The organism is Sphingomonas sp. PP-F2F-G114-C0414, from assembly GCF_003688595.1.
Lineage (GTDB): Bacteria > Pseudomonadota > Alphaproteobacteria > Sphingomonadales > Sphingomonadaceae > Sphingomonas.
In genome coordinates, this window is record NZ_RCWT01000010.1 from 849142 (window position 1) to 874190 (window position 25049).

24 protein-coding genes and 1 tRNA gene are annotated in these 25049 nt (G+C 66.0%); 14 read left to right on the forward strand and 11 right to left on the reverse strand.

The features are described from left to right. Positions 1-97 precede the first annotated feature (97 nt). Genes C8J47_RS08910 through C8J47_RS08920 form a run of 3 tightly spaced genes read right to left on the reverse strand, consistent with a single transcriptional unit; the run spans position 98 to position 2655 of the window. Positions 98-1450 (reverse strand): SPOR domain-containing protein, encoded by a 1353-nt coding sequence (locus C8J47_RS08910; RefSeq protein ID WP_121885305.1) that lies wholly within the window; start codon positions 1448-1450, stop codon positions 98-100. Between the two features lie 16 nt (positions 1451-1466). Then, positions 1467-1946, reverse strand: a complete 480-nt coding sequence (locus C8J47_RS08915) for a hypothetical protein (RefSeq protein WP_121885306.1) — start codon at positions 1944-1946, stop codon at positions 1467-1469. A 4-nt stretch (positions 1947-1950) separates the two neighbouring features. Then, on the reverse strand, positions 1951-2655 hold the full coding sequence (locus C8J47_RS08920; RefSeq protein WP_056048126.1) for a ParA family protein: 705 nt from the start codon (positions 2653-2655) through the stop codon (positions 1951-1953). A 185-nt stretch (positions 2656-2840) separates the two neighbouring features. On the opposite strand from C8J47_RS08920, the gene C8J47_RS08925 reads away from it, so the two are divergent. After that, a complete protein-coding gene (locus C8J47_RS08925; protein ID WP_310886122.1) occupies positions 2841-3920 on the forward strand; it encodes an SPOR domain-containing protein in 1080 nt (359 codons plus the stop codon). 145 nt (positions 3921-4065) lie between these two features. Beyond that, positions 4066-4548, forward strand: coding sequence for a hypothetical protein (locus tag C8J47_RS08930; protein WP_121885307.1), 483 nt, complete (start codon positions 4066-4068; stop codon positions 4546-4548). A 148-nt stretch (positions 4549-4696) separates the two neighbouring features. On the opposite strand, the gene serB is transcribed toward C8J47_RS08930, so the two are convergent. Continuing rightward, positions 4697-5578 (reverse strand): phosphoserine phosphatase SerB, encoded by an 882-nt coding sequence (gene serB / locus C8J47_RS08935; protein WP_121885435.1) that lies wholly within the window; start codon positions 5576-5578, stop codon positions 4697-4699. On the opposite strand from serB, the gene miaA reads away from it, so the two are divergent. From miaA to C8J47_RS08960, 5 genes are all read left to right on the forward strand, one after another. Beyond that, the gene (miaA, locus tag C8J47_RS08940) at positions 5571-6518 is read left to right on the forward strand and encodes a tRNA (adenosine(37)-N6)-dimethylallyltransferase MiaA (protein WP_404969262.1); all 948 of its coding nucleotides are present in this window, start codon (positions 5571-5573) and stop codon (positions 6516-6518) included. The two genes, serB and miaA, sit on opposite strands and share 8 nt — an antisense overlap. Before the next feature lie 82 nt (positions 6519-6600). Then, entirely contained in the window at positions 6601-8349 is a 1749-nt protein-coding gene (locus tag C8J47_RS08945; protein ID WP_121885309.1) for an acetolactate synthase 3 large subunit, read from the forward strand. Position 8350: 1 nt separating this feature from the next. Then, complete coding sequence (gene ilvN, locus C8J47_RS08950) at positions 8351-8866, forward strand: acetolactate synthase small subunit (protein ID WP_056048113.1); 516 nt, start codon at positions 8351-8353, stop codon at positions 8864-8866. A 101-nt stretch (positions 8867-8967) separates the two neighbouring features. Further along, complete coding sequence (ilvC, locus tag C8J47_RS08955; RefSeq protein ID WP_121885310.1) at positions 8968-9987, forward strand: ketol-acid reductoisomerase; 1020 nt, start codon at positions 8968-8970, stop codon at positions 9985-9987. Positions 9988-10597: 610 nt separating this feature from the next. After that, positions 10598-11203, forward strand: a complete 606-nt coding sequence (locus C8J47_RS08960) for a YceI family protein (RefSeq protein ID WP_121885311.1) — start codon at positions 10598-10600, stop codon at positions 11201-11203. A gap of 12 nt (positions 11204-11215) precedes the next feature. Here C8J47_RS08960 and C8J47_RS08965 read toward each other — a convergent pair whose 3' ends face one another. Next, positions 11216-11554: a hypothetical protein gene (locus tag C8J47_RS08965; RefSeq protein ID WP_121885312.1), complete on the reverse strand. Its 339-nt coding sequence runs from the start codon at positions 11552-11554 to the stop codon at positions 11216-11218. Between the two features lie 260 nt (positions 11555-11814). On the opposite strand from C8J47_RS08965, the gene leuA reads away from it, so the two are divergent. Beyond that, positions 11815-13473, forward strand: coding sequence for a 2-isopropylmalate synthase (gene leuA, locus C8J47_RS08970; RefSeq protein ID WP_121885313.1), 1659 nt, complete (start codon positions 11815-11817; stop codon positions 13471-13473). A gap of 294 nt (positions 13474-13767) precedes the next feature. Here the strand turns inward: leuA and C8J47_RS08975 are convergent, their stop codons facing one another. The 3 genes from C8J47_RS08975 to folE are packed head-to-tail and all read right to left on the reverse strand — an operon-like array spanning position 13768 to position 15519. Further along, positions 13768-14118, reverse strand: a complete 351-nt coding sequence (locus C8J47_RS08975; protein WP_121885314.1) for a dihydroneopterin aldolase — start codon at positions 14116-14118, stop codon at positions 13768-13770. Next, entirely contained in the window at positions 14111-14881 is a 771-nt protein-coding gene (locus C8J47_RS08980) for an SDR family NAD(P)-dependent oxidoreductase (RefSeq protein WP_121885315.1), read from the reverse strand. The genes C8J47_RS08975 and C8J47_RS08980 overlap by 8 nt, the downstream gene beginning before the upstream one ends. Further along, positions 14881-15519 (reverse strand): GTP cyclohydrolase I FolE, encoded by a 639-nt coding sequence (folE, locus tag C8J47_RS08985; protein WP_243645646.1) that lies wholly within the window; start codon positions 15517-15519, stop codon positions 14881-14883. The genes C8J47_RS08980 and folE overlap by 1 nt, the downstream gene beginning before the upstream one ends. A 203-nt stretch (positions 15520-15722) precedes the next feature. On the opposite strand from folE, the gene C8J47_RS08990 reads away from it, so the two are divergent. Next, complete coding sequence (locus C8J47_RS08990; RefSeq protein ID WP_121885316.1) at positions 15723-18683, forward strand: TonB-dependent receptor; 2961 nt, start codon at positions 15723-15725, stop codon at positions 18681-18683. 465 nt (positions 18684-19148) lie between these two features. Here C8J47_RS08990 and fghA read toward each other — a convergent pair whose 3' ends face one another. The 3 genes from fghA to C8J47_RS09005 are packed head-to-tail and all read right to left on the reverse strand — an operon-like array spanning position 19149 to position 21486. Continuing rightward, on the reverse strand, positions 19149-19985 hold the full coding sequence (fghA, locus tag C8J47_RS08995; RefSeq protein WP_121885317.1) for an S-formylglutathione hydrolase: 837 nt from the start codon (positions 19983-19985) through the stop codon (positions 19149-19151). Next, positions 19985-20368 (reverse strand): VOC family protein, encoded by a 384-nt coding sequence (locus C8J47_RS09000; protein WP_121885318.1) that lies wholly within the window; start codon positions 20366-20368, stop codon positions 19985-19987. Before C8J47_RS09000 ends, fghA begins: the two co-directional genes overlap by 1 nt. Positions 20369-20379: 11 nt before the next feature. Next, positions 20380-21486, reverse strand: coding sequence for an S-(hydroxymethyl)glutathione dehydrogenase/class III alcohol dehydrogenase (locus C8J47_RS09005; RefSeq protein WP_060524354.1), 1107 nt, complete (start codon positions 21484-21486; stop codon positions 20380-20382). A 119-nt stretch (positions 21487-21605) separates the two neighbouring features. On the opposite strand from C8J47_RS09005, the gene C8J47_RS09010 reads away from it, so the two are divergent. The 5 genes from C8J47_RS09010 (at position 21606) to C8J47_RS09030 (ending at position 25045) form a co-directional block, all read left to right on the forward strand. Further along, complete coding sequence (locus C8J47_RS09010; protein WP_056048079.1) at positions 21606-21809, forward strand: DUF2945 domain-containing protein; 204 nt, start codon at positions 21606-21608, stop codon at positions 21807-21809. Between the two features lie 47 nt (positions 21810-21856). Continuing rightward, positions 21857-22117, forward strand: coding sequence for an SWIB/MDM2 domain-containing protein (locus tag C8J47_RS09015; protein WP_031394799.1), 261 nt, complete (start codon positions 21857-21859; stop codon positions 22115-22117). Positions 22118-22312: 195 nt separating this feature from the next. Next, positions 22313-22389: transfer RNA gene (locus tag C8J47_RS09020), tRNA-Arg, on the forward strand. A gap of 73 nt (positions 22390-22462) precedes the next feature. Beyond that, positions 22463-23338 carry an exonuclease domain-containing protein gene (locus C8J47_RS09025; protein ID WP_259467445.1) on the forward strand — a complete coding sequence of 292 codons (876 nt, stop codon included), beginning with the start codon at positions 22463-22465 and terminating at the stop codon, positions 23336-23338. A 108-nt stretch (positions 23339-23446) separates the two neighbouring features. After that, positions 23447-25045: a carboxylesterase/lipase family protein gene (locus tag C8J47_RS09030; protein ID WP_220683356.1), complete on the forward strand. Its 1599-nt coding sequence runs from the start codon at positions 23447-23449 to the stop codon at positions 25043-25045. The last annotated feature ends 4 nt before the right edge of the window (positions 25046-25049 follow it).

A 25049-nucleotide genomic window follows, 5' to 3' on the forward strand; every position in this document is an offset into this window, starting at 1 on the left:
GGAACGTCGCCAACTAAGAGCGACCCGCCGTTACGCCAACCTTTCCATTTGGGCCCCGGCCTTCGCCAGGGTGGTTGTCGATCTATGGGCACCGCCTTTACCGCGCGGCCAGCTGCATCCCCGGTTTCCGCAGCCATTGCGCCATCGCATCGCCCGCGCCCATCCGGACGAAGCACGCGCCGCCCTTCGCGCGGTACTGGCGACACATCGAATCCGCCGCAGACCGGCTGAACCCACCGACCGACAGACGGTAGAAATCCTCGCCATCCGCTTTGAAATTCATGCCGTTCGGCGTGTAGCCGGCGAGCACCGCGAACCGCTTGGCGGCACGCCCCCATGCATCGCGCGCGACGCCCGCGCTGTCGAACGCGCCGAGCTGCACGTACCAATGGCCGGCGGCTGGCGCCTTCACCTGATAGGCCGCGCTCGCCATGCCGCGTCCCGACGGAGCAGGCATTGCGGCGACCTTGATCGGACCACCCGCCGGACGAAGCATCATCGCCGGCAAGGCCTGGACGAATTCCTGCCGCGGCCCGAACGACACCTTCGAGAAACCCGCAACCGCCGCAGGGGTTGGTACGGCAGCGACCTCGACCGGAGCCCCCACCGCCACCGAATCGACCGCCGCAAGCGCCTGTTCAGGTGCAGCCGGCGCTCCGGGCAGCATTGGCACAGGCGCGTTCAGCGCCAGCGCGACCGGTTGACCGCCATCCGCCGCCGCGCGCACGCCGAGCAGGCTTGCGACCTGATCCGAGGCCTTGGCGGGCTGTGCAAAGGTCGCCCATTGCTCGAGCCGCGCATCGACATCCGCTGGCGCCATGTCCGCCGCCGCGACGACGCGCGCCGATTGCCATTGCCCCGCCAGCGCGAGGCTCAGCCCGAGATTTTGGCGGACCTTGGCGCTCGTCTGCGGCGATCGCGCGACTTCGGTGAGTACGGCGATCCCGCCCGCCGTGTCGCCGGCCAGCGACATCGCGAGCCCGCGGTCGCTTGCCGGGATGATCGCTGCATTGCTGTCCAGCGTGCGCCGGGCCGCCTGCCAATCCCCCGTCGCGATCTGCGACAAGGCGAGGTTCAGCGCGGCCTTTCCGTTGGCCGGTGATAGCTGAAGCGTGTCGGCGAAGGCGTGGCCCGCAGAGGTGAAACGGCCGGCTTGGAGGTAGCTCTGCCCCAGCAGCATCCGGTAGGCGGCCGATTGCGGCATCAGCGCCACCGCGTGTTCGGCATAGCCGACCGCGGCCGGTCCGTTGCGGCTCGCCAAGGCGGTCTGCGCCCTGCCCGCGTCGCCCGCGGCACCGTTTGCAGCGCCCTTTGCCGCCGCCTTCGCCGCCAGCGCGGCGCTGCGATCGCCGGCCGATGCCACGCCGCCGCCATTGGCCGCACAGCCTACCATCGTTCCGCCGAGCAGCAGAGCGGAGACGCCGCCAAGAAATAGTGCACGCGTGTTCATCGGGAAAATCCCTGTTTTAACGTTTGCGGGGCTTTGCCCGCGGCAGTTGCGCGACGAGCGCATCGACTTCGGGCAGGCGGCGCAGGAATTCGTCGAGCGCCTGGATGACCAGCTGCTGCGAAGAGGTTTTGGTGACGGCACTCGCCAGCCTGAGTTTCAGGTGCCGATCGGCATCGAGGCGCAACGTGAACGCAGCCTTCGTAACGCTAGTCTTTGCCGCCGCCTCGCGGCCGATCCGCGATGCGGCCGCAAGCGATACCGGTGTCACGGCGACCGTGCGCTGTTCGAGTTCGGTCGTGAGCGCGTCGCGTTCGATCAGCACGGACGGCACCCCGTCGCGGTCCGGCCCCTCGCCCAGGTCGTTCCAGCCGAGATCCTCGCCGACATCGGCCTGTGCTGCGCCGGTCACGTCCTGAGTCCGCATGGCCGGCCGCGCGGTACCCTTGCGCGCCAGCAGCGAGGGGGACAGCGATGCCATCGGTTTGGGCTGGGTCATCGCATCACCCGACGATCCGACGGCCGAAGCCCCCGGCAGCGGGACGGATTGCCGCGGCGGCCGGCACTGCAAAGACGGTGCGTCTGAAATTCTTCTCGAGCCGGTCGCAGACATAGGTCCACAACGCTTCGATCTCGGCGGTCGAGCGGCTCTTCGCGTCGACTTCCATGACCGTCCGGCCATCGATCATCGAGGCCGCGAAATCGGTGCGCTGGTGGATGACGACCGGAGCGACCGTGCCATGCTGCGACAGCGCCAGAGTGGCGTCGGCGGTGATCCGCGCCTTGGGCGTGGCGGCGTTGACGACGAAGATCAGCGGCTTGCCGGCGCGGGCGCACATGTCGACCGTCGCGCCGACCGCACGCAGATCGTGCGGGCTGGGGCGGGTCGGCACGACGATCAGTTCGGCGACCTGGATGACGCTCTGGATCGCCATCGTGATCGCCGGCGGGGTGTCGATCATCGCCAGCTTGAAGCCTTGCTGGCGGAGGATTTCGAGATCGGCGGCGAGGCGCGCGACGGTCGTCTGCGCGAAGGCGGGCTCGTCCGCGACGCGCTCGTTCCACCAGTCGGACAGCGACGCTTGCGGATCGATGTCGATCAGGACGACGGGACCGTGTCCGGCACGCTCGGCCTGGACCGCGAGATGGCCCGTCAAGGTCGTCTTCCCCGATCCCCCTTTCTGCGATGCGAACGCTAGAACGCGCATAGTCCCCGAACCCCTTTTGTCGACCGAGGGAATGCCATGCGCGGGCATAAGAATAGGTTAACGCGACGTCATAATGGGTGCATTTAGGAGTCGAAATGGATGCGATCGGGGCAGAATTCCTGCCCCGCCTTCCCTTGCCGGACGAACGGCGGCATGGTGGTGCGATATTGACACGAGGTAGACCGATGAAGGCTGGGCACGGACGTTTCTGGGGTGCTGTGGTGCTGACCAGCATGCTGGCGACGGGGGGCATGCTGGCGGCGGATCGCGTGTCGGCGGCCGCGCCGGCTGGGGCCGACGTCAAGTCCGGGGTTGATGCCTGGGCGAAGGGCGATTTCGCACGTGCCGTCGGCGTCTGGCGTCCGCTCGCGATCGCCGGCGACGCCGATGCGCAGTTCAATCTCGCGCAAGCGTACAAGCTCGGTCGCGGCGTGCCGCTCGACCTGACGCTGGCCGAAAGCTGGTTCCGCAAGGCGGCGATGCATGGGCACTTCCAGGCCGAGGACAATTACGGTCTGGCGCTGTTCCAGTCGGGCAAGAAGACCGAAGCGCTGCCGTGGCTCGAGAAGTCCGCGGCGCGCGGTGAGCCCAGGACGCAGCTCGTGCTGGGGACGATGCTGTTCAACGGCGACGGCGTGACGCGGGATTATCCGCGCGCCTATGCGTTGATGAGCCGCGCTTCGGCATCGGGGCTCCAGTCCGCTTCGCAGACTCTGACGCAGATGGACCAGTATATCTCGCCGGCGGACCGCGAAAAGGGCACCGCGCTGGCGCAGCATTATGCGTTGCAGGCGCAAGCGTCGCCAGCGGCGCCGACGCCGCGGTCGACGGTCGGCGTGGCCACCGTGCCTGCATCGCGTCCCGCCGACATGCCGCGGCCCGCGAACCTGCCCGCCAGCTCGTTGCCGGCGCGTGTGCCTGCTCCGGTCCGCGAGCCCGTCGCCGCGCCGTTGCCGGCAAAGCCGTCCAAGGCGGAGGTGGCCAAATCGGAAGCTGCAAAGCGGAGCGCGACCAAATCTGCTGCCCCCAAGCCTGCCGTGGTTCGCGCGACCGGAAACTGGCGGGTCCAGCTCGGCGCGTTCCGCGATCAGGGCAATGCGGAAACGCTGTGGAACCAGGTGCGTGGCAAGCTTCGCGGAGCCCAGCCCTTCTACGCCAAGGCCGGCAAGGTGACGCGGCTCCAGGCCGGCGGCTTTGCCTCCAAGGCGGATGCGACGCGCGCTTGCTCGGCGGCGGGTGTGCCGTGCGTGATCGTCGCGCCCTGAACCTTCACTGCCGTGGCGCGGCGTGCCGCGGCTCAGCCCTCAGATTGCGCCCACCCGCCGCATTAGCAGACGTGCGCTGCGAGGCGGCAGGGATCAAATAGCCGAACCGGTCGTTTCGTTTCGACATCGACCGGGAGCTAGATGAATGATTTCGAAGACCTTGGCGCTGGCACTTGCCGGCGCAACGCTGTTGGCCGCGTGTTCTGGCGAGCAGCCTACCACTAATAATACCGACGCGATGGTGGATAACGGCGTGTCGTTGCGCAACCTTGCCGAGACCGAGGTGGCGGTACCCAAGCCCGAGCAGCTGACGGTCAAGGGCCGGCTGATCCCTACCCCCTCCGATCCGACGTCGCGCCACTTCCTGTTGCGCGAGCGCAAGGCCGTAGGCGGAACCATCATCGCCATTCTGCGACAGGAGCATGAGGGTAAGGTCGCTTATGCGCGCACCGAGACGGATTGCGGCAAGCGCCTGTTCCACGTCCTCGGCGTCGGTCCGAACCGTGCGCTGGTCGAGACCAACGTGGCGCATGACGGTCCGCTGCGCCCGATCAAGGGTTTGCCGTTGCGCGAAGAGCTTGCGACGTACGTGTGCAACGCGAGCGGTACGCCGTTGGCAAAGGGCTGACGCGCCACCTCTGATCCTCCCCCGCCAGGGGGAGGTGGCTGGCACTTGCCAGACGGAGGGGGAGGTAAGCGAAACCAGTGTTCCGTGTCCGCCCCCTCCGTCGCCTTCGGCACCACCTCCCCCTGGCGGGGGAGGATCGCAAGAACGGCTAGTCCAAAACCCAGTGCTGCTTCGCGATACCCTGCGCATAGAGCAGCGCAGTAAGGTCGCCATGATCGATCCGAGCCGCCGCCGCCGCTGCGACGATTGGCTTGGCGTGGTAGGCCACACCCAATCCCGCAGCCTCGATCATCGCCAGATCGTTCGCGCCATCACCGACCGCGAGCGACTCCTCCTCCACAATCCCCCGCTCGGCGATCGCAGCACGCAGCGTCGTCAGCTTGGTATTCGACCCAACGATCGGCTTGGTCACCGTCCCCGTCAGCGTTCCGCCCTCGATCTCCAGAACGTTGGCGATCGCACGGTCGAAGCCGATCTCTTTTGCCACGGGCTCGGCAAACCGCGTGAAGCCGCCCGATACCAGCACCGCCAGAGCGCCCCGCGACCGCATCGTCCGCACGAGAGCCTTCGCCCCCGGCATGATCTTCACGCGTTCGGTCAGACAGCGTTCGATGTCGCTTTCCGCCAGCCCCTTGAGCAGAGCCACGCGGGCGTCGAGCGCCGCCTCGAAATCGAGTTCACCGCGCATAGCGCGCTCGGTGATCTCCGCGATCTGCGGCTTGATACCGGCATAGTCGGCGAGTTCGTCGATGCATTCGACGGTGATCATCGTCGAGTCCATGTCGGCGACGATCAGCTTCTTCGTGCGCGTCAGGCTCGATTGCACGACGACGTCAGTGGCGGGGAATGCCCCCTCGAGCGCAACCCGAGCCGCGTCCGGCGCCATCCCGAAGATCAGGTCGGCCGCCTCGCCCTCATCGATCCAGCCGCTCGCGCCCGGTGCGCAGCCTGCGTCGCGCAAGCGGTCCATCGCGGTCGAAATATCGCCTGCGGTCAGCGTGCCCGAGGCTATAAGCGTTGCCGTGAACATACCCATCTCCCAATCAACGGGCGCTCTCCCGAAGGTGGCGCTCATCGCAGGGCCGACCGCGAGCGGCAAGTCCGCGCTCGCGCTCGCCATCGCCGCGCGCCACGACGGCGTCGTCATCAACGCAGACTCCGCGCAGGTCTACGCCGACCTCCGCATCCTCACCGCGCGCCCGTCGGCGGAAGAAGAGGCCAGCGCCCCGCACCGGCTCTTCGGTCACGTGGACGCCGCCGATGCGGGCTACTCCGCGGCGCGCTGGGCTACCGAGGCGACGCTGGCGATCCGAGACACGCTCGCGGAGGGGAAGCTGCCGATCCTGGTTGGCGGGACCGGGCTCTATATCCGCACCTTGCTCGACGGTATCGCGCCTGTTCCCGAGATCGACCCGGCCCTTCGCGAGGAGGTCCGCGCCCTCCCCGTCGCCGAAGCGCACGCCGCGCTCGCGCAACTCGACCAGCAGGCCGCCCAGAAACTGAACGCAGCCGACACCACCCGCGTCGCCCGCGCGCTCGAAGTCGTCCGCGGCACCGGCCGCACGCTTGCCGACTGGCAGACAGAGAAGGTCGGCGGGATCGGCGATACGATCGACGTCCGCGCGCTCATCCTGATCCCCGACCGCGACTGGCTCAACGCGCGCATCGACCAGCGTTTCGCCGAGATGGCCGATACCAGCCGCGAGGAGATCGCCGCGCTCCTCGCCCGCACCGACATCCCGCTGGACGCACCGATCCGTCGCGCGATTGGCGTCCCGGAGATCGCTGCCCTAGCCCGCGGCGAGACCTCGAAACCCGACGCCATCGCCGCCGGATCGCTCGCCACGCGGCGCTACGCCAAGCGCCAATATACGTGGCTTCGACACCAGCCGCCGCCTGAATGGACCCGCACCGAAGCGCTTGACCTGCCAACGCGCTTGCAGCAATTTGAAACTATATTGCTCAAATGATGTTTGACACGCATCTTTTATATCGGTAGCCGGCCCCTCCACGAGACGCTAAAGGCAGCGTTCTCGCAAAGGATGATATGAAATGACCGAGAAGAGTGGAGCCGATATCCTGATCGAGGCGCTGTGCGATCTCGGTGTGGAGGTCGTCTTCGGCTATCCGGGTGGCGCCGTGCTGCCGATCTACGATGCGCTGTTTCGCTCGGGTCGGATCAAGCACATCCTCGTGCGCCACGAACAGGCGGCGACGCATGCCGCGGAAGGGTACGCCCGCTCGACCGGCAAGCCCGGCGTGGTGCTCGTCACCTCCGGTCCCGGCGCGACCAACGCGGTCACCGGCATCACCGACGCGCTGATGGATTCGATCCCGATGGTCGTGATCACCGGCCAGGTGCCGACCGCGCTGATCGGCACCGACGCGTTCCAGGAGGCCGATACCGTCGGCATCACGCGCCACTGCTCGAAGCACAACTACCTCGTGAAGGATCCCGCCCGCCTGGGCGACGTGATCCACGAGGCGTTCCATATCGCCACCTCGGGGCGTCCGGGCCCGGTGGTCGTCGACATCCCCAAGGACGTGCAGGTCGCGACCGCGCGCTACAAGAAGCCGGGGCCGATCCAGCACAAGACCTATCGCCCGCAGGTGAAGGCCGACCAGTCGCAGATCGAGCAGCTCGTCGACATGCTCGCCGCGGCCGAACGCCCGATCCTGTACACCGGCGGCGGCATCATCAACTCGGGGCCCGCCGCGAGCCAGCTGCTGTGCGAACTCGTCCGCATCACCGGCGCGCCGGTGACGTCGACGCTGATGGGCCTCGGCGCCTATCCCGCGTCTGGGCCGCAGTGGCTCGGCATGCTCGGGATGCACGGCACGTACGAGGCCAACATGGCGATGAACCAGGCCGACCTCGTCGTCGCGCTCGGCTCGCGCTTCGACGACCGCGTGACGGGGCGGCTCGATGCGTTCAGCCCGAACTCGCGGAAGGTGCATATCGACATCGATCGCTCGTCGGTGAACAAGACCGTGCGCGTCGATCTCGGGATCATCGCGGACGTCGGCCATGCGCTCGAGGACATGGTGCGGATCTGGAAGAGTCGCCAGCATCCGAAGCCCGATACGACCGACTGGCAGCGTCGGATCGCCGGCTGGCGCGCGGTGAAGTGTCTCGACTTCCCCGAGAACGACCCGAACGAGATCATGCCGCAGCGCGCGATCCGGGCGCTGTTCGATGCGACGCACGCCCAGTCACCGATCATCACGACCGAGGTCGGCCAGCACCAGATGTGGGCGGCACAGCATTTCGGGTTCGAGAAGCCGAACAAGTGGCTGACCAGCGGTGGTCTCGGCACGATGGGGTACGGCCTGCCCGCCGCGATCGGCGCGCAGCTCGGCAACCCGAACGCGCTGGTGATCGACATCGCCGGCGAAGCGTCGATCCAGATGAACATCCAGGAGCTGGCCACCGCGTCGCAATACCGGTTGCCGGTGAAGATCTTCATCCTCAACAACCAGTATATGGGCATGGTCCGCCAGTGGCAGGAGCTCACCTATGAGAGCCGCTATGCAGAGAGCTATTCGGATTCGCTGCCCGATTTCGTGAAGCTCGGCGAGGCGTATGGCTGGAAGGGCATCCTGATCGAGACGCGCGATCAGCTCGACAGCGGGATCGCGGAGATGCTGGCGTATGGCGGCCCGGTGATCGTCGATTGCCGCGTGTCGCAGCTGACGAATTGCTTCCCGATGATCCCGTCGGGCGCGGCGCATACCGACATGATCCTGCAGGCGAACGAAGTGTCCGGCACGATGGACGACGAAGCGAAGGCGCTGGTTTAAGATGCACATTTCCCAGGAAAAGGCCGAGCGGCACACGCTCGCCGTCATCGTCGACAACGAACCGGGCATCCTCGCCCGGATCGCCGGCCTGTTCACCGCGCGCGGCTATAATATCGAGAGCCTGACGGTGTCGGAGATCACCGCGGACAAGTCGGTTAGCCGGATCACGATCGTAACCAGCGCGTCGCCGGCGACGATGGAGCAGATCATCGCGCAGCTCGACCGGCTCGTGCCCGTGCACAAGGTCACCGACCTCACCGCACAGGGCGCGCACGTCGAACGCGAGCTCGCGCTGGTGAAGGTCCGCGGCACCGGCGACCACCGGATCGAAGCGTTGCGCCTCGCCGACGTCTACCGGGCCCGCGTCGTCGACGCGACAACGTCGAGTTTCGTGTTCGAGGTCACCGGCGGCATCGACAAGATCGACAAGTTCGTCGAACTTATGGGTGAAGTCGGTCTGATCGAAGTCGCCCGTACCGGCATAGTCGCGATCGCCCGCGGCAAAGAGCCGGCTTAACACTTCTCCGCTTTTTTAGTTTTGTTCTCCCGCGAAGGCGGGAGCCCAGCCTGGACCTCCGCCTTCGCGGAGGGACACACCTTATCGAAAGGACCATTCCAATGCGTGTGTATTACGATCGCGACGCCGACCTGAACCTCATCACCGACCAGAAGATCGCGATCGTCGGTTACGGCTCGCAGGGCCATGCGCACGCGCAGAACCTCCGCGATTCTGGCGTCAAGGACGTCGCGATCGCGCTCCGCGAGGGCTCGGCGACCGCCAAGAAGGCGATCGAGGCAGGCTTCGCGGTCAAGTCGAACAAGGAAGCCGCAGCCTGGGCCGACATCGTCATGATCCTCGCGCCCGACGAGCATCAGGCGGCGATCTACGCTGCCGACCTGCACGACAACCTCAAACAGGGTGCGACGATTGCGTTCGCACACGGCCTCAACGTGCATTTCGGCCTGATCGAGCCGCGCGCCGATCTCGACGTCATCATGATCGCGCCGAAGGGCCCCGGCCACACCGTGCGCAGCGAATATGTCCGGGGCGGCGGCGTCCCCTGCCTGATCGCGATCGACCAGGACAAGTCGGGCAACGCGCACGACATCGCCCTCGCCTACGCGTCGGGCGTCGGCGGCGGGCGCTCGGGGATCATCGAGACCAACTTCCGCGAGGAATGCGAGACAGACCTGTTCGGCGAGCAGGCCGTGCTGTGCGGCGGCATCACCCACCTGATTCAGGCCGGGTTCGAGACGCTGGTCGAAGCCGGCTACGCGCCCGAGATGGCGTATTTCGAGTGCCTCCACGAGACCAAGCTGATCGTCGACCTGCTGTATGAGGGCGGCATCGCCAACATGCGCTATTCGATCTCGAACACCGCCGAGTATGGCGACATCACGACGGGCCCGCGGATCATCACGGCGGAGACCAAGGCCGAGATGAAGCGCGTGCTGGCCGACATCCAGTCGGGCCGGTTCGTGAAGAACTTCATCCTCGACAACCGTGCTGGGCAGCCTGAGCTGAAGGCGGCGCGCAAGCAGGCGCTGGCGCATCCGATCGAGAAGATCGGGTCGGAGTTGCGTGGGATGATGCCTTGGATCGGGAAGAATGCCTTGGTGGATCGCGAGCGCAACTGAGCGAAGCGAACGCGCGTGAGCGCGGCCGGCACGACGGAGCCTGCCCATAGGGCACGGCTTCGCCGGGGCCGACGGGCTGGCGTTCCCGCGCGCGCGACCACCCCGGCGAAGGCCGGGGCCCAATTGGAAAGGCTGTAGTAACGTAGGACTGTCCTCCGTTACCAACGCCCCCCCATTGGGCCCCGGCCTTAGCCGGGGTGGTGACGTTTTGGGGTAAGTGCTCCTTCGCCACAAACTTTCCGGCCCGCTCCCCACATCCACAGCCACGCCCCCACTCCACCCTGTTACTCCAGCCCCCCGGCCGGGGCGCCAACCACTCGGGCAATCCGCGCTGTCCTACACGCCCCGCCGGTGTATCCTTCCCTTATGCCCATCGCGACTCCCCTCCCCCGCGTCTTCCATCCAGCGCAAGGCGCTCCCGGCCCTGCGCGTAGGCCCATGATCCACTCGGCGTTGGTGCAGACCTCGCCGGAAGCCCGTTGCGGGGAGTAGGTAGCGTGAACTTCGTGAACTTCCGCGCGCACGCAAACCGAAACGCAGCGTTGGCAAAACCGCATTTGACGCGCCCCCTCCGCTCCGCCAGCATCGCGCGTCAAACAGGAGACCCCGCATGCGCCTAGTCCTAGCCACCATCCTCGCCCTCACCGCCGCGCCCGTACTGGCCCAGACCGCAGGCATCCCCGGCGCGCCCGTCAAGGCGCGCGTGACCGCCGGCACCTACGCGGTCGACCCCAACCACACGCAGGTCACGTGGGCCGTCAACCACATGGGCTTCTCGATGCTCGAAGGGCAGCTCGGCGCATCGGGCGGCAGCATCACGATCGATCCCGCCAAGCCGAACGCGACCAAGGTCGAGGTGAACTTCGCGATCGACCAGCTCTCGGTCACCGCAGCGCCGTTCGCCGGCCATCTGAAGTCGAAGGACTTCTTCGACGCCGCGACCTACCCGACCGCCAAGTTCGTCTCGACCAAGGTCGTCGCGACCGGCGACAAGGCGACGATCACCGGCGACCTCACGCTCAAGGGCGTCACCAAGCCCGTCGTGCTCCAGGCGACCTTCATCGGCGCCGGCGCGAACCCGATGAACAAGAAGCTCAACTTCGGCTTCCGCGCGACGACCTCGATCAAGCGCAGCGACTTCAACCTCGGCGCCTACGCCCCGGTCGTGTCGGACAAGGTCGACCTCACGATCAACGCGGCGTTCTCGGCGAACTGATTGCGCTTCCCGCTACGACGCGGCCACGGGAACCGACAGGGTGACCGTGACCGTGACCGTGTTCGTGGCGGAATGGATCGCAACCGCGGTCACCCAGTCGTCCTGTTGATCGGTGTAGGCCGTCTCTACCGGCGTCAGCACTGGGGCTACGATGCCGCCGGGCTCATCGGCGACGAAGTCATATCCTTGCACGCCGTCTTTTGGTGGCGTGACGTAAATGTGTTTCGACAAGGTCGGGTTCTTCCAGCCGCTGGTGTTGACGAAACCATCGGCCTCTATTTTGAGTGTCGGCGGAAGACTCTTTACCGTTTCGACGTGGACGCATCCGATGCTGTAGATCGTCTTGGTCATGTCTCTCTCCCCATCCGGCTGATCACCGGACTACGCAGATGCTATCATGCACTCGATCCAGTGTATTCGGCAGGCTGATCCGTTTTGGCTGGACAACGATGCAGCACAGGCGATAGCGGTTGGACCAATGACGCACGGCCGCCTCCTGCTGCTTCGACTTACGCGCCCTTAGGCGCGCCGATCGTTTGCGCGGTGGCTATGCCCCGCGCCTCGCGCCTAAGGGCTGACCCGAACGCTCCCGACGACACGAGAGACTGGCCATGCTGCGCGACCCATCGACCAAATACCGTCCCTTCCCGCAAGTCGACCTGCCCGACCGCCAATGGCCGTCGAAGACGATCGTCAAGCCCCCGCGCTGGCTCTCGACCGATCTGCGCGACGGCAACCAGGCGCTGATCGACCCGATGGACGCGGAGAAGAAGACGCGGTTCTTCGACCTGCTGTGCAAGGTCGGCTTGAAGGAGATCGAGGTCGGTTTCCCGAGCGCGGGTGCGACCGAATTCGACTTCATCTCCGGCCTCGTGAAGACCGGCCGCATCCCCGACGACGTATCGATCCAGGTGCTGACCCAGTCGCGCCGCGACCTGATCGAGACGAGCTTTGCCAGCCTGGTCGGCGCGAAGACTGCGATCGTCCATCTCTACAACGCGGTGTCGCCGGCATGGCGCAAGATCGTGTTCGGCATGGACCGTGCGCAGGTGAAGCAGATCGCCGTGGATGGCGCGAAGGTGTTGCGCGACGAAGCCGCCAAGCAGCCTAACGTCTGCTGGCAGTTCGAATACAGCCCGGAGACGTTCTCGACCGCCGAACTCGATTTCAGCCTCGAGGTCTGCGAGGCGGTGATGGACGTCCTGATGCCGACGCCCGACAACCCGATCATCTTCAACCTGCCTGCTACCGTCGAGTGCGCAACGCCGAACATCTATGCCGACCAGATCGAATGGTTCGGCCGCAACATCCGCAACCGTGATGCGGTGGCGATCTCGCTGCACACGCACAACGACCGCGGCACCGGCGTTGCGGCGGCGGAGCTCGGCATGATGGCCGGCGCGGACCGCGTCGAGGGCTGCCTGCTCGGCAATGGCGAGCGCACCGGCAATTGCGATCTCGTGACCGTCGCGCTCAACATGTACACGCAGGGCGTCGATCCGAAGCTCGACCTGTCGGACATCGACGGCGTCGTGAACACGGTCAATTACTGCACCAACATCCCCGTCCACCCGCGCACGCCCTATGCCGGCGACCTGGTCTTCACCGCGTTTTCGGGGTCGCATCAGGACGCGATCAAGAAGGGCTTCGCGGCGCAGGAGGCGAAGAACGACACGCTGTGGGAAGTGCCGTATCTGCCGATCGACCCTGCCGATCTCGGTCGCAGCTACGAGGCGGTGATCCGCGTGAACTCGCAATCCGGCAAGGGCGGCGTCGCTTGGGTGATCGAGCAGGACAAGGGCTTGAAGTTGCCCAAGCGATTGCAGGCGGACTTCAGCCGTCACGTCCAGGCCTATGCCGACGAGACCAGCCGCGAGCTGAACGCCGCGGACATCTGGGGCCTGTTCGAGCGGACATATATGCCTCAGGCGGACGACCGCGTGGAGTTGCGCGACTATGAGGAGAGCGGCGCCTCGGGGCAGCGAGTCTTCATCGGCCGGGTGGCGATCGACGGCGAGGAGCGGTCGATCTCCGGACGCGGCAACGGTCTGATCTCGGGCGTGATTGCGGCGATCGCAGAGTCGACCGGACCGACGCTCGACGTCGTGGACTATAACGAGCACGCGATCGGCCACGGCGCGGATGCACAGGCTGCGGCGTACGTCGAATGTCGGACCGCCGAGGGCAAGACGGTGTTCGGCGTCGGCATGGACACCGACATAGCGACCGCCTCAGTCCGCGCGGTGCTGTCCGCCGCCAACCGAGCCTGATACGCACCTCCCTCTCCCCTTCGGGGAGAGGGTCGGGGTGAGGGGCAGCCAAGCAGTGCTCCGCCCGGAACAACCCCTCACCCCAGCCCTCTCCCCGAAGGGGAGAGGGAGCAGTGCATCACTTGCGGCGCCTTCGCAACCAAAGTTGAAGGGCGGCCATACGTAATCCTCCACGGCACGGGGAGGGGGACCGCCACGCGCTTGCGTGGGGGTGGAGGGGGGCCTCCCCATGCTTAACAGCGGCACGCCCCCACCACCAGCTACGCTGGTCCCCCTCCCCGCGTGCGGGGAGGATTAGCGGTTGCGGGCGATCTCGCAACCTACGCGGGCGTCAGGATAGACATCGGCCTTCACCGTTCGGACCTTGACCCGCCTCACTCGCGCATCCGCCAAGCACAGCCCGGCGATCGCCTCGCAGAGCGTCTCCTGCAACGCGAACGGGCGCTCCGCCGTCAGCGCTCGAATCCCCGTGCGGACGAAATCATAGTCGAGCACTTCGCCGATCGCATCCTCGCCGAGCGGGCCTGGATACATCACCGTCATCTCGACCGAGACGACCACCCGCTGCGGCGCCACCTCGTGCGGATGGATACCGAGCCGCATCATGACCTCGAGCCCATCGAGGATCGTCGTGAACTCAGCCATGTCGCCCCCCGAGATCCCGGTCGAACATCACGTCGCTATCGCGCGCTAGAAACCGCTGCCCGCAATCCACGAACAGGTTTTGCCCCGTCACGCCTTTAGCAGTCAGTAGCCACGCCACTGCATCCGCGACCGCCTCCGCCCCGACCGGTCGCCGCAGCAGATTGTCGCTCGCCACGGCCGCGAACTCCTCCTCGCTCTGGTCCCCGCTCGGCAAGGTCAGCCCCGGCGACACCGCGTTGACCGCGATGCGCGGCCCGAGTGCCTGCGCCAGCATCGTCGTCGCCCCCTCCAGAGCGATCTTGCCGCAGCTGTACGAGAAGAAGTCCGGATTGAGGTTCGCCACCTTCTGATCGAGCACATTGACCACCGCGCCATCCGCGACGTCGTCCTGCGACGCGAGCGCCGACGCGAGCAGCACCGGCGCACCGCAATTGATCGCGCCAAGCTCGGCGAACAGCACCGAATCGACGGTGGGCGGGCGATCGAATTCGAACTTCGATGCGCAGTTCACCAGCCCGTCGATCGCCCCCCCGATCGCAGCCCGCGCCATCGCGAACAAGTCGCCAATTGCGCCAAGATCGCCCAGGTCACCCGCCACAGCCACGGCACGACCGCCCCTATCGACGATCTCAGACACGAGCGCGGCCGCCTCGTCCGGCGAATGCCCCTGATGCACAACAACGGAATGCCCGTCCGCCGCCAGCCGCCGGACGATCGCTGCGCCTAGCCGCTTCGCCCCGCCCGTCACCAGGACGGTTCGCATCAAACGCCGCGCCCCATCAAGGCCAGCACTTCCTTGCGGCTGCGTTCGTCGTCACGAAACACGCCCATCATCCGGCTCGTGACCATCGTCACCCCCGGCGTGCGGACACCACGCGCGGTCATGCAGGCATGGCTCGCCTCGATCACCACCGCGACGCCCTGCGGCTTGAGGTTGTCCCAGATGCAGTCGGCGACTTCCGCGGTCAGCCGCTCCTGCACCTGCAGCCGCCGCGCGAAGCCGTGCAGCACGCGCGCGAGCTTCGAGATGCCGACCACATGGTCGCGCGGCAGGTACGCGATGTGCGCCTTGCCGATGATCGGCGCCATGTGATGCTCGCAATGCGACTGGAACGGGATGTCCTTCAGCAGAACGATCTCGTCATACCCGCCGACTTCCTCGAACACGCGTTCGAGGTGTTTCGCCGGATCGTCGCCATAGCCCGCGCAATATTCCTTCCACGCACGTGCAACACGGCGCGGTGTATCAAGCAGCCCTTCACGCGTGGGATCGTCGCCCGCCCAGCGGATCAGCGTACGGATCGCCGACGCTACGTCTTCGGGCACAATCACCTTGCCGTCGGGACCCAGCACATCGCCCCCAGCTGGCCGCCCATCGGACCCGTTCAGTTCATCCCGCATCGCAACACCCTTTGTCAGCATACCCAAACATCGGAACATGGGTCCTCTTTTGCAACTGTTTCATTTGAGCAACGCGCCGTAAATCCCGGTAATCCGGGCTTCAAAAAGCGTTGACGGTTGATTTTTTTGGTCGTTACTTCGCCATACCTGAAAATCTAAATCGTGAATCGGCATAGACCGGCACGATCGGGGAGAGGACTGCCATGGCAAAGTTCGAATTGCTCGCCGCATCGGCGATGATACTCCTGTCGATTGCGCCGGCAATGGCGCAGACCGCCACCACCACATCGGCCGAAAACACCGCGCCCACCAATGGCCCCGGGCAGGAAGCGCCGTCGACGCAGACGACACGAAATGTGTCCACCGCCGATCCCTACGCGTCGCAGGATATCGTGATTACCGCGCAACGCCAATCGCAGCGTCTGCAGGACGTTCCGATCGCTGTAAGCGCTTTTACCGCGGACAACATCGCCAAGCAGCAGATCGTCAATCCGAGCGCGCTTCAGCAGACGTTGCCCAACATCACCTTCACCAAGACCAACTTCACGACGTCGAGCTTCACCATCCGCGGGATCGGCGACCTGTGCACCGGCGCGACCTGCGACACCGCGACCGCGATCCACGTCAACGACATGCCACTCGTCACCACCCGGTTGTTCGAGAGCGAGTTCTTCGACCTGGAGCGGATCGAGGTCCTTCGCGGGCCGCAGGGGACGCTGTTCGGTCGCAACGCTACCTCGGGCGTTGTCAACTTCATATCCGCCAAGCCCGACCTCTCCGGCGTGCATTCCGCCGCCGAGTTCGAATACGACAATTACGATTCGAAGCGCGTTAAGGCCATGATCAACCTGCCCTTCACCGATACGCTCGGCATCCGCGTCGCCGGCACGTATCTCAACCGTGACGGCTATACCAAGAACCTCTACGACGGCCGCAAGATCGACGGGCGCGACCTGTATTCGATCCGTGGCACGCTGTCGTGGGAGCCGACCAGCGACACCCGGGTCGACCTGATCGGCTATTATTTCCGCGAGAAGGACGATCGCTCGCGGTTGCAGAAGCAGCTTTGCCACCGCGATCCGACCGGCATCCTCGGCTGCCTGCCCGACCGCCTCGCCAACGAGACCGCGAACGGAAATTCGACGCTCTCCGCGGTGCTCAGCTCCAACGAGTTCTTCGCGGTCAACAACCCCGCGCTCGCCCGCTTCGGGCTGCAGAGCCTGTACGGCCAGGATACCAACACCGGCGTGGTCAACCCGGCCAGCGTGCGGACCGTGTCGCTCGACTACAGCCCGACCTATTTCGCCGAAGAGGAGCAATATACCGCCAAGATCTTCCACGATTTCGGCCCGGTCAGCCTGAACTTCACCGGCGGCTACACGCGCAACGCGGTCGACAGCACGACCGATTACAACCTCGCGGTCGAGAACCCGCTGGCCAACAATGTCGGGCTTGCAACACTCAACGCGCTCGCCCGCCCCGGATCGCCGTTCGCGTTCCTGAACGGCGTGCGCCAGACGCTGATCCCCAACGGACCCGCGGGCGGCGCGTGCCAGTCGGCGGCGGACCCGAACAACGTCGGCATCTATGGCGGCAACTCGATCGGCTGTTATCCGCAGAGCCTCGACTTCGATCGCTCGCGCCAGGTGAACCGGCAGTATTCGGCCGAAGCGCATCTCGACAGCAATTTCGAGGGCATGTTCAACTTCCTGCTCGGCGGAATCTATGTCGACAGCAAATCCACCAACACCGATTATTTCGTCAACGCGTTCGGGCTCGATTACGCCTCGGGCATCCTCGGTTCGGCAAACGCGGCGGGCGCCGGGCTGCCCGCGGGCAACGGCTATTTCCTGTCGACGCCGTTCTATCGCAACAGCGATACCGAGTTTCGCCTGAAGTCGTACGGCATCTTCGGCGAGACCTATTTCAAGTTCACCGACAAGCTCAAGCTGACTGTCGGCCTGCGCTACAACCACGACAAGAAGACCGACGAGGCACGCAACCTCGCGCTCAATGTGCTGACACCGATCGGCGCGACTGGAATCGAGCAGGGGCTGAACTACGGCACGGTCGATTTCGACCCGAACCTGCCGGGCCGTCAGGAGTTCGCCAATGCGCAGGTCAGCTTCTCGCGGCTGACCGGACGCGCGGTACTCGACTACCGGATCACCGAGAACAACCTGCTCTACGCATCCTACTCGCGTGGCTATAAGTCGGGCGGGATCAACCCGCCGCTGTTGCCGATGTTCAACGTCAGCAGCACCTTCCTGCCCGAGCAGGTCAACGCATACGAGATCGGCTCGAAGAACACCTTCGGCGGCGGCCGGTTCAGGCTGAACCTCACCGGCTTCTATTACCAGTACAAGAACCTTCAGCTGAGCCGGATCGTCGCGCGGACCTCGGTCAACGACAATGTCGATGCCGATATCTACGGCGTCGAGGCCGAGGCGATCATGAGCCCGATCCCGGCGTTCGTGGTCAACATGAACGCGAGCTACCTGCATTCGAAGGTGTCGAGCGACAAGCTGCTGGTCAACCCGCGTGACGTGTCGGGCGGCCGGTCGGACGCAGTGATCATCAAGGACATCACCAACGCGTCGAACTGCGTCGTCGTGCCCAACGTCGCGGGCAACGCGGCGCTGTCGAACGGCTATGTCGCGGCGGTCAATCGCGCGATCGGCCTGCGCGCGCCGACCGCGATCCCGACGATCGCGGCGACCGGCGCGTTCGGCATCTGCTCCGCGCTCGGGGCCAACGCCGCAGCGAGCGGCGTGTCGGTGCTCGACGGGGTGACGACCAACATCCGCGGCAACCGTCTGCCGCAGGCACCGACGTACAAATGGTCGGTCGGCGCGCAGTACACGGTCGACTTCGCGAACGGCATGAGCCTCGTGCCGCGTGCCGACCTCAACTATACCGGCGGGCTCGCGGCAAGCATCTTCAACACCGCGATCGACCGGATCCCCGGCTACGAGGTGGTTAACATGCAGGTCCAGCTCAACGCCCGCGAAGACCGCTTCTACGTCCGCGCCTATGTGCAGAACCTGACCAAGAACGATGCGACGACCGGGCAGTATGTGACCGACCAGTCGGCCGGGCTGTTCACCAACATCTTCACGATCGAACCCCGCCGGTATGGCGTGGCGGCCGGGTTCAAGTTCTGACGCGGCATTCGAGGCGGAGCCGTGGCAATGCGAATCCGACGGAAAGGACGGCGATCTAACTGATCCTCACCCGCCAGGGGGAGGTGGCACCGAAGGTGACGGAGGGGGCGGACACGGAACAGATGTGTCGCCTTACCTCCCTAACCGTCTGGCAAGCGCCAGCCACCTCCCCCGGGCGGGGAGGATCCCACGACGCCGCCGTCATCCTGACGAAAGTCAGGATCCAGAGCCAATCAGCGCGGCGTTCGTGACCCTGGGTCCTGACTTTCGTCAGGATGACGTGTGGGTGGAGCTACGTGCTGGCTCATGCAGACCGCCGACTCTCTGTTGCCCTCACCCTTCCCACGGCGAAGACCCACGGGCCCCTTCCCTCTCCAGCGGGATAGGGAGAGACGCCGAAGGCAGCGAGGGCGAGGGTGAGGCCACGGCCTGCAGACCGATAGCCTCGAACCATCAAAGCCGCGGTTAGCGCGTCAGCCGCTCCGAGTGCCATGCGACATGATCGCTCATAAACGTCGAAATGAAGTTGTAGCTGTGATCATACCCTGGCTGCATCCGCAACGTCAGGTCGATCCCCGCCGCCTCGCAAGCCGCCAGCAGCAACTCGGGCTTCAACTGCTCGACGAGGAAGCCATCCGCATCCCCCTGATCCACCAGGATGTCCTTCACCCGCGCGCCATCCTCAATCAACGCGCAAGCATCATACGCCCGCCACGCCGTCCGATCCGCGCCGAGATAGCCGCCAAGCGCCTTCTCGCCCCAGGCGCACTGCAACGGCGCCACGATCGGCGCGAACGCCGACACGCTTCGGAACCGCTCCGGAGTACGCAGCGCGATCGTCAGCGCACCATGCCCGCCCATCGAATGCCCGAAGATCCCCTGCCGCGCCATGTCCGCCACCGGAAACTCCGCCGCGATCAACGCCGGCAGTTCGTCCTCGACATAGGACCGCATGCGGAAATTCTTCGCCCAGGGCTCCTCGGTCGCATCGACGTAGAAGCCCGCGCCCTTGCCGAAGTCGTACGCCTCGTCGTTCGGCACGTCGTCGCCGCGTGGCGAGGTATCCAGCGCGACCAGGATCACGCCGAGCTCGGCACACGCGCGCCGATACTCGCCTTTGTCCATGACGTTGGCGTGCGTGCAGGTGAGCCCCGACAGGAACCACAACACCGGCAACCGCGCCCCCTCGTCATGCGGCGGCACATAGACCGCGAAGGTCATGTCGGTGCCGGTCGCGGTCGAGGCGTGGCGGTAGACGCCCTGAATGCCGCCATACGCCTTGCTGGTGGAGACGGTCTCCATCACGCGACCCGGTGCAATGCGCAGATCTTGTTCCCCGACGGATCGCGCAGATAGGCGAGGTACAGCTTCCGCCCTCCCGTAGCCTCTCGCACGCCCGGCGGATCCTCACAGGCCGTCCCGCCGTGCGCCAGCCCTGCACCATGCCAAGCATCGGCAGCCTCGGTCGAGGCCGCAGCGAACCCCATCGTACTGCCGTTGCCGTGGCCAGCCGGCTCGCCGTCGATAGGCTTGGTCAGCAGGAAGCGCCCGCCGTCATGCGCGTAGACCACCCGCCCCCATTCATCGATGACGCCTTCGGGCACGCCAAGCGCGCCCAAAGCCGCGTCGTAGAACGCTTTCGACGCGGCGATGTCGCTCGCGCCAAGCATGATGTGCGTGAACATGGCCCCGCCCCTCAGTAGATCACGACGGAGCGGATGCTCTCGCCGGCGTGCATCAGGTCGAAGCCCTTGTTGATCTCGTCGAGCGTCAGGCGGTGCGTGATCATCGGGTCGATCTCGATCATGCCGTTCATGTACCAGTCGACGATCTTCGGCGTATCGGTGCGCCCACGCGCGCCGCCGAACGCAGTCCCCCGCCAGTTGCGCCCGGTGACGAGTTGGAACGGCCGCGTGGAAATCTCCTTGCCCGCCTCGGCCACGCCGATCACGATCGAGGTGCCCCAGCCGCGATGGCACGCTTCCAGCGCCTGCCGCATCACCGTCGTATTACCGGTCGCGTCGAACGTGTAATCCGCACCGCCATCGGTAATCGCGACGATGTGCTGGACGATGTCGCCGACATCCTTGGGATTGGCGAAGTGCGTCATGCCGAAGCGACGCCCCCATTCCTCGCGGTCGGGGTTGATGTCGACGCCGACGATCATGCCGGCCCCTGCAAGCCGCGCGCCCTGGATCACGTTCAGCCCGATCCCGCCGAGCCCGAACACGACGACCGTATCGCCCGGCTGAACCTTCGCCGTGTGCACGACCGCACCCACGCCCGTCGTTACGCCGCAGCCGACGTAGCACGAGGTATCGAACGGCGCGTCCTCGCGGATCTTCGCCACCGCGATCTCCGGGAGCACCGTGAAGTTCGAGAAGGTCGAGCAGCCCATGTAATGGAAGATCGGCTGCCCCTTGTAGCTGAACCGCGTCGTGCCGTCGGGCATCAGCCCCTTGCCTTGCGTGGCGCGGATCGCGGTGCACAGGTTGGTCTTGCCGCTGAGGCACGACTTACACTGGCGGCATTCGGGGGTGTAGAGCGGGATGACGTGATCGCCGACCGCGACGCTGGTCACGCCCGCGCCCACTTCGCGGACGATGCCGGCGCCTTCATGCCCGAGCACGCTCGGAAACAACCCTTCCGAATCAAGGCCGTCGAGCGTGTACGCGTCGGTATGGCATATGCCCGTCGCCATGATTTCGACGAGGACTTCACCGAATTTCGGCCCTTCGAGGTCGAGTTCGACGATCTCGAGCGGTTTTTTTGCCTCGAAGGCTACGGCGGCGCGGGTCTTCATCGGTCGGTCTCCTTGATTGCCGCCCTGATGCCCGCCGAGCCCCGGCTCCGCAACCCGTCGGCGATGCAACCAATGCCGCGTTGCCGCGCTTGATCCTTTCAAATCAAGGAGATGGCAGAGTGAAGGATCCGAAGAAGGGCGATGAGGTCACGTGGAAATCGCACGGCGGCGAGGCGCACGGCACGGTCGAGAAGAAGCAGACCAGCGATACGAAGATCAAGGGCCACACCGTCAAGGCCTCCAAGGAGGAGCCGCAGTTCATCGTAAGGAGTGACAAGGGCGGCAAGGCAGCGCACAAGGCGGACGCGCTCACCAAGGCGTGACCACGCGCGCAGTGCCTAACGCACGCGCGCAACAGGAAGGAATGCTTATGGCTACAGCTCCCAAGACCGGCGGCATCCACGCCCCCGTCCAGCCCTCTCCCGAGCTCGGCGAGATCGTCGGCAACGACAAGCTGCCGCGCAGCGAAGTGATCAGCAAGGTGTGGGTCTACATCAAGGCACACAACCTCCAGAACCCCGAAAACAAGCGCGAGATTCTGGCTGACGAGAAGCTGAAGAAGGTCTTCGGGCGTGACAAGTGCACGATGTTCGAGATGAACAAGTACATCTCGCAGCACGTCAAGGCCTAACCGCCCGCACTGCACGGCAAGCGGCGACGGGGCATCGTAAGCGATACCCGTCGCCCTTGATCGCCTCTACCCGACTTCCGCTACCCGAGTTACGGGTATGATCGCCCTGCCCGTAGAGGCCATGCAATCAGCTTTGGCCGATCGCTAACCGGGCGCTTGATCACCTCATCCGACCGTCGTACTGCGCAACCGGATGCCCCCGTAGCTCAGCCGGATAGAGCGACGGTTTCCTAAACCGTAGGCCGCGTGTTCAAATCTCGCCGGGGGCACCAGCTTTTCCGCGACCGTCATGTCCTTGCCGTCAAAGATGTTTATCCGGCTCTCGCATGCGTGCATGGAGGCGGGATGCTTTCGACCGCGATGCTCGCCGATGCCGTAATCCTGCAGCCCGACTTCGTCGTCATCGATGTCGAGACCGCGTGTTCGCGGGTCAGCAGCATCTGCCAGATCGGCATCGTCGGGTTCCGCGACGGCCGCGAGATCTTCGAGTACGAGACGCTGATCGACCCGCGTGACGAATTCCACCTGTTCAACACGCGGATCCACGGCATCGCCGAGCATCACGTCGTCGGCCAGCCGAGCTTTGCCGACGTCCATGCCATCGTCGATCATCATTTGAGCGGCCGCACGACGGTCGCGCACTCGTATTTCGACAAGGGCGCGCTCGCAACCGCCTGCCGGGTCCATGACCGCCCGGCGATCGAGACGGTATGGCTCGACAGCGTCCGCGTCGCCAAGCGCGCCTGGCCCGATCTGGAAAGCCACCGCCTCGGCCTGCTCGCGCAATATCTCGGCATCGCGCACAAGCATCACGACGCGCTCAGCGATGCGCGCGCGGCCGGCTGGGTGATCGTCAAGGCGATCGACCATACGGGAATCGCGCTCGACGAATGGCTCGCCCCGCCGCGCAAGCCCGGCCCCGCCCCCCGTCCAGCGCCGTCCGGACCGCTGGCTGGCGAGCGCATCGCGCTCCTCGGCGCGCCGCGCGACGGGGCGTTGGCGGAGCGGATCGCGGCGCTCGGCGGCCGGATCGTGTCGGCGGTCGGCAACACCACGACGCTGCTCGTGATCGCGGGGCCTGCGCCGTTCAGCTACTCGGTGCGCAACAGCGGTGCATATCGCCGAGCGGAACATTATCGACGGCTTGGCGGCGCTATCCGGATCGTCTCCGACTTAGAGCTTGGCGTTGCGGACGGGGTTGCCGGACCGACCGGGGCCTGACGATACACCATCGTCCCCAACAGGGAGATTGCTGCGCGGATGGCCCTTTACCTTGGCAACGTCCCGGCAACCTGCGACCGTCGCACCAAACTAAAATTGGAGGATGACATGCGGGCAGCGATAATGGCCATGGCAGGCGGAGCGGCGCTGGCGAGCGGCATGCTGGCGGTACCGGCGATCGCGCAACAGGCGCGCGTTGCGGAGGGCATGCTCGGCGGCACGCGTCTGGCGACTTCGATGACGGCGGCGCCCCCCGTCGACGCATATCTCGGCATCCCCTACGCCACGCCCCCGATCGGTGCGCTCCGGTGGCAACCACCCAAGCCCGCTGCCCATTGGAGCGGCGTGCGCAAGGCCGATGCGTTCGGGCCGCGCTGCATGCAACAGCCCCTGTTCGCCGACATGAAGTTTCGCTCGCCGCGGATCGACGAGGATTGCCTGACGCTCAACGTCTGGACGCCTGCCGGCACCAAGCCGGGCGCGAAGCTTCCCGTGCTGTTCTACATCCACGGCGGCGGCGCGATCGCCGGCGACGGCTCCGAACTGCGCTACGACGGTGCGGCGATGGCGCGTCAGGGAATCGTCGTCGTCACGATCAACTATCGCCTCGGCGTGTTCGGCTTCCTCGCGACCGGCGAGATGGCGGCGGAATCCCCGGCGCATGCCGCAGGAAATTACGGATTGCTCGATCAGGCGGCAGCGCTCGAATGGGTCCGGCGCAACGCGGCGGCGTTCGGCGGCGATCCGGCGCGGATCACGATCGGCGGCGAAAGCGCAGGCTCGATGTCGGTCAGCGTGCTGATGACGTCGCCGCTGACCCGGACTCGGTTCGCGCGCGCGATCGGCGAAAGCGGGGGCGTCCTGCCGCCGACGTTCCGGCCGAAGTCGCTCGCCACCGCCACGACGCAGGGCGAGGCGTTTGCGCGCGCTGCCGGAGCCCCCTCGCTGGCCGCGCTGCGTGCGATGCCCGCGGCCGATCTGCTCAAGGCGCAGGACCAGGCGCACGCGGGGGCGGACTTCATCGTCGACGGGCTGTTCCTCACCGAGCCGCCGATCAATACCTACACCGCGGGTCGTGCCGCCCGCGTGCCGCTGCTGGTCGGTTCGAATTCGCAGGAGGGCGCGTGGACCAGCATCCTGCGCGGTCAGGCGCCCACCGTTGCCAACTACCGCGCCGCGATCGGCGCGCTCTACGCGGCCCCGGACGCGCTGTTCGCGCTGTATCCGGCAGCATCCGACGCCGTGGTTCCCGCCGCCGCGACCGCGCTGGCGAGCGACGCGTTTCTCGGCGCATCGACCTGGCAATGGTTCGACCTGCATCGCCGCTCGCGACAGCCGACCTATTATTATTATTTCGCGCACCCGCGGCCGCGCGCGCTACCGCCGCTGACCAATCCCGACGTCGCCCCGCTCGGCGCGGTGCACAGCGCGGAGATCGAATATGCGCTGGGCAATCTCGATACCAATCCGGCCTATGCCTGGACCGCGGACGACCGCGGGATCTCGGCGGTCTTCCAGGGGTATTTCACGGCCTTCATCAAGACGGGCAATCCCAACGCCGCCGGGTTGCCACGCTGGTCGCCAGCCACGCCCGGCGCAGGACCGATCCAGCGGCAGACGATCGATGTGACCACCGGGTCGACGCCGTTCGCGGCGCAGGCGCGCTACGAGGCGGCGGTGCCGTTGCTCGAACGCCGCGCGCGCTGACCGG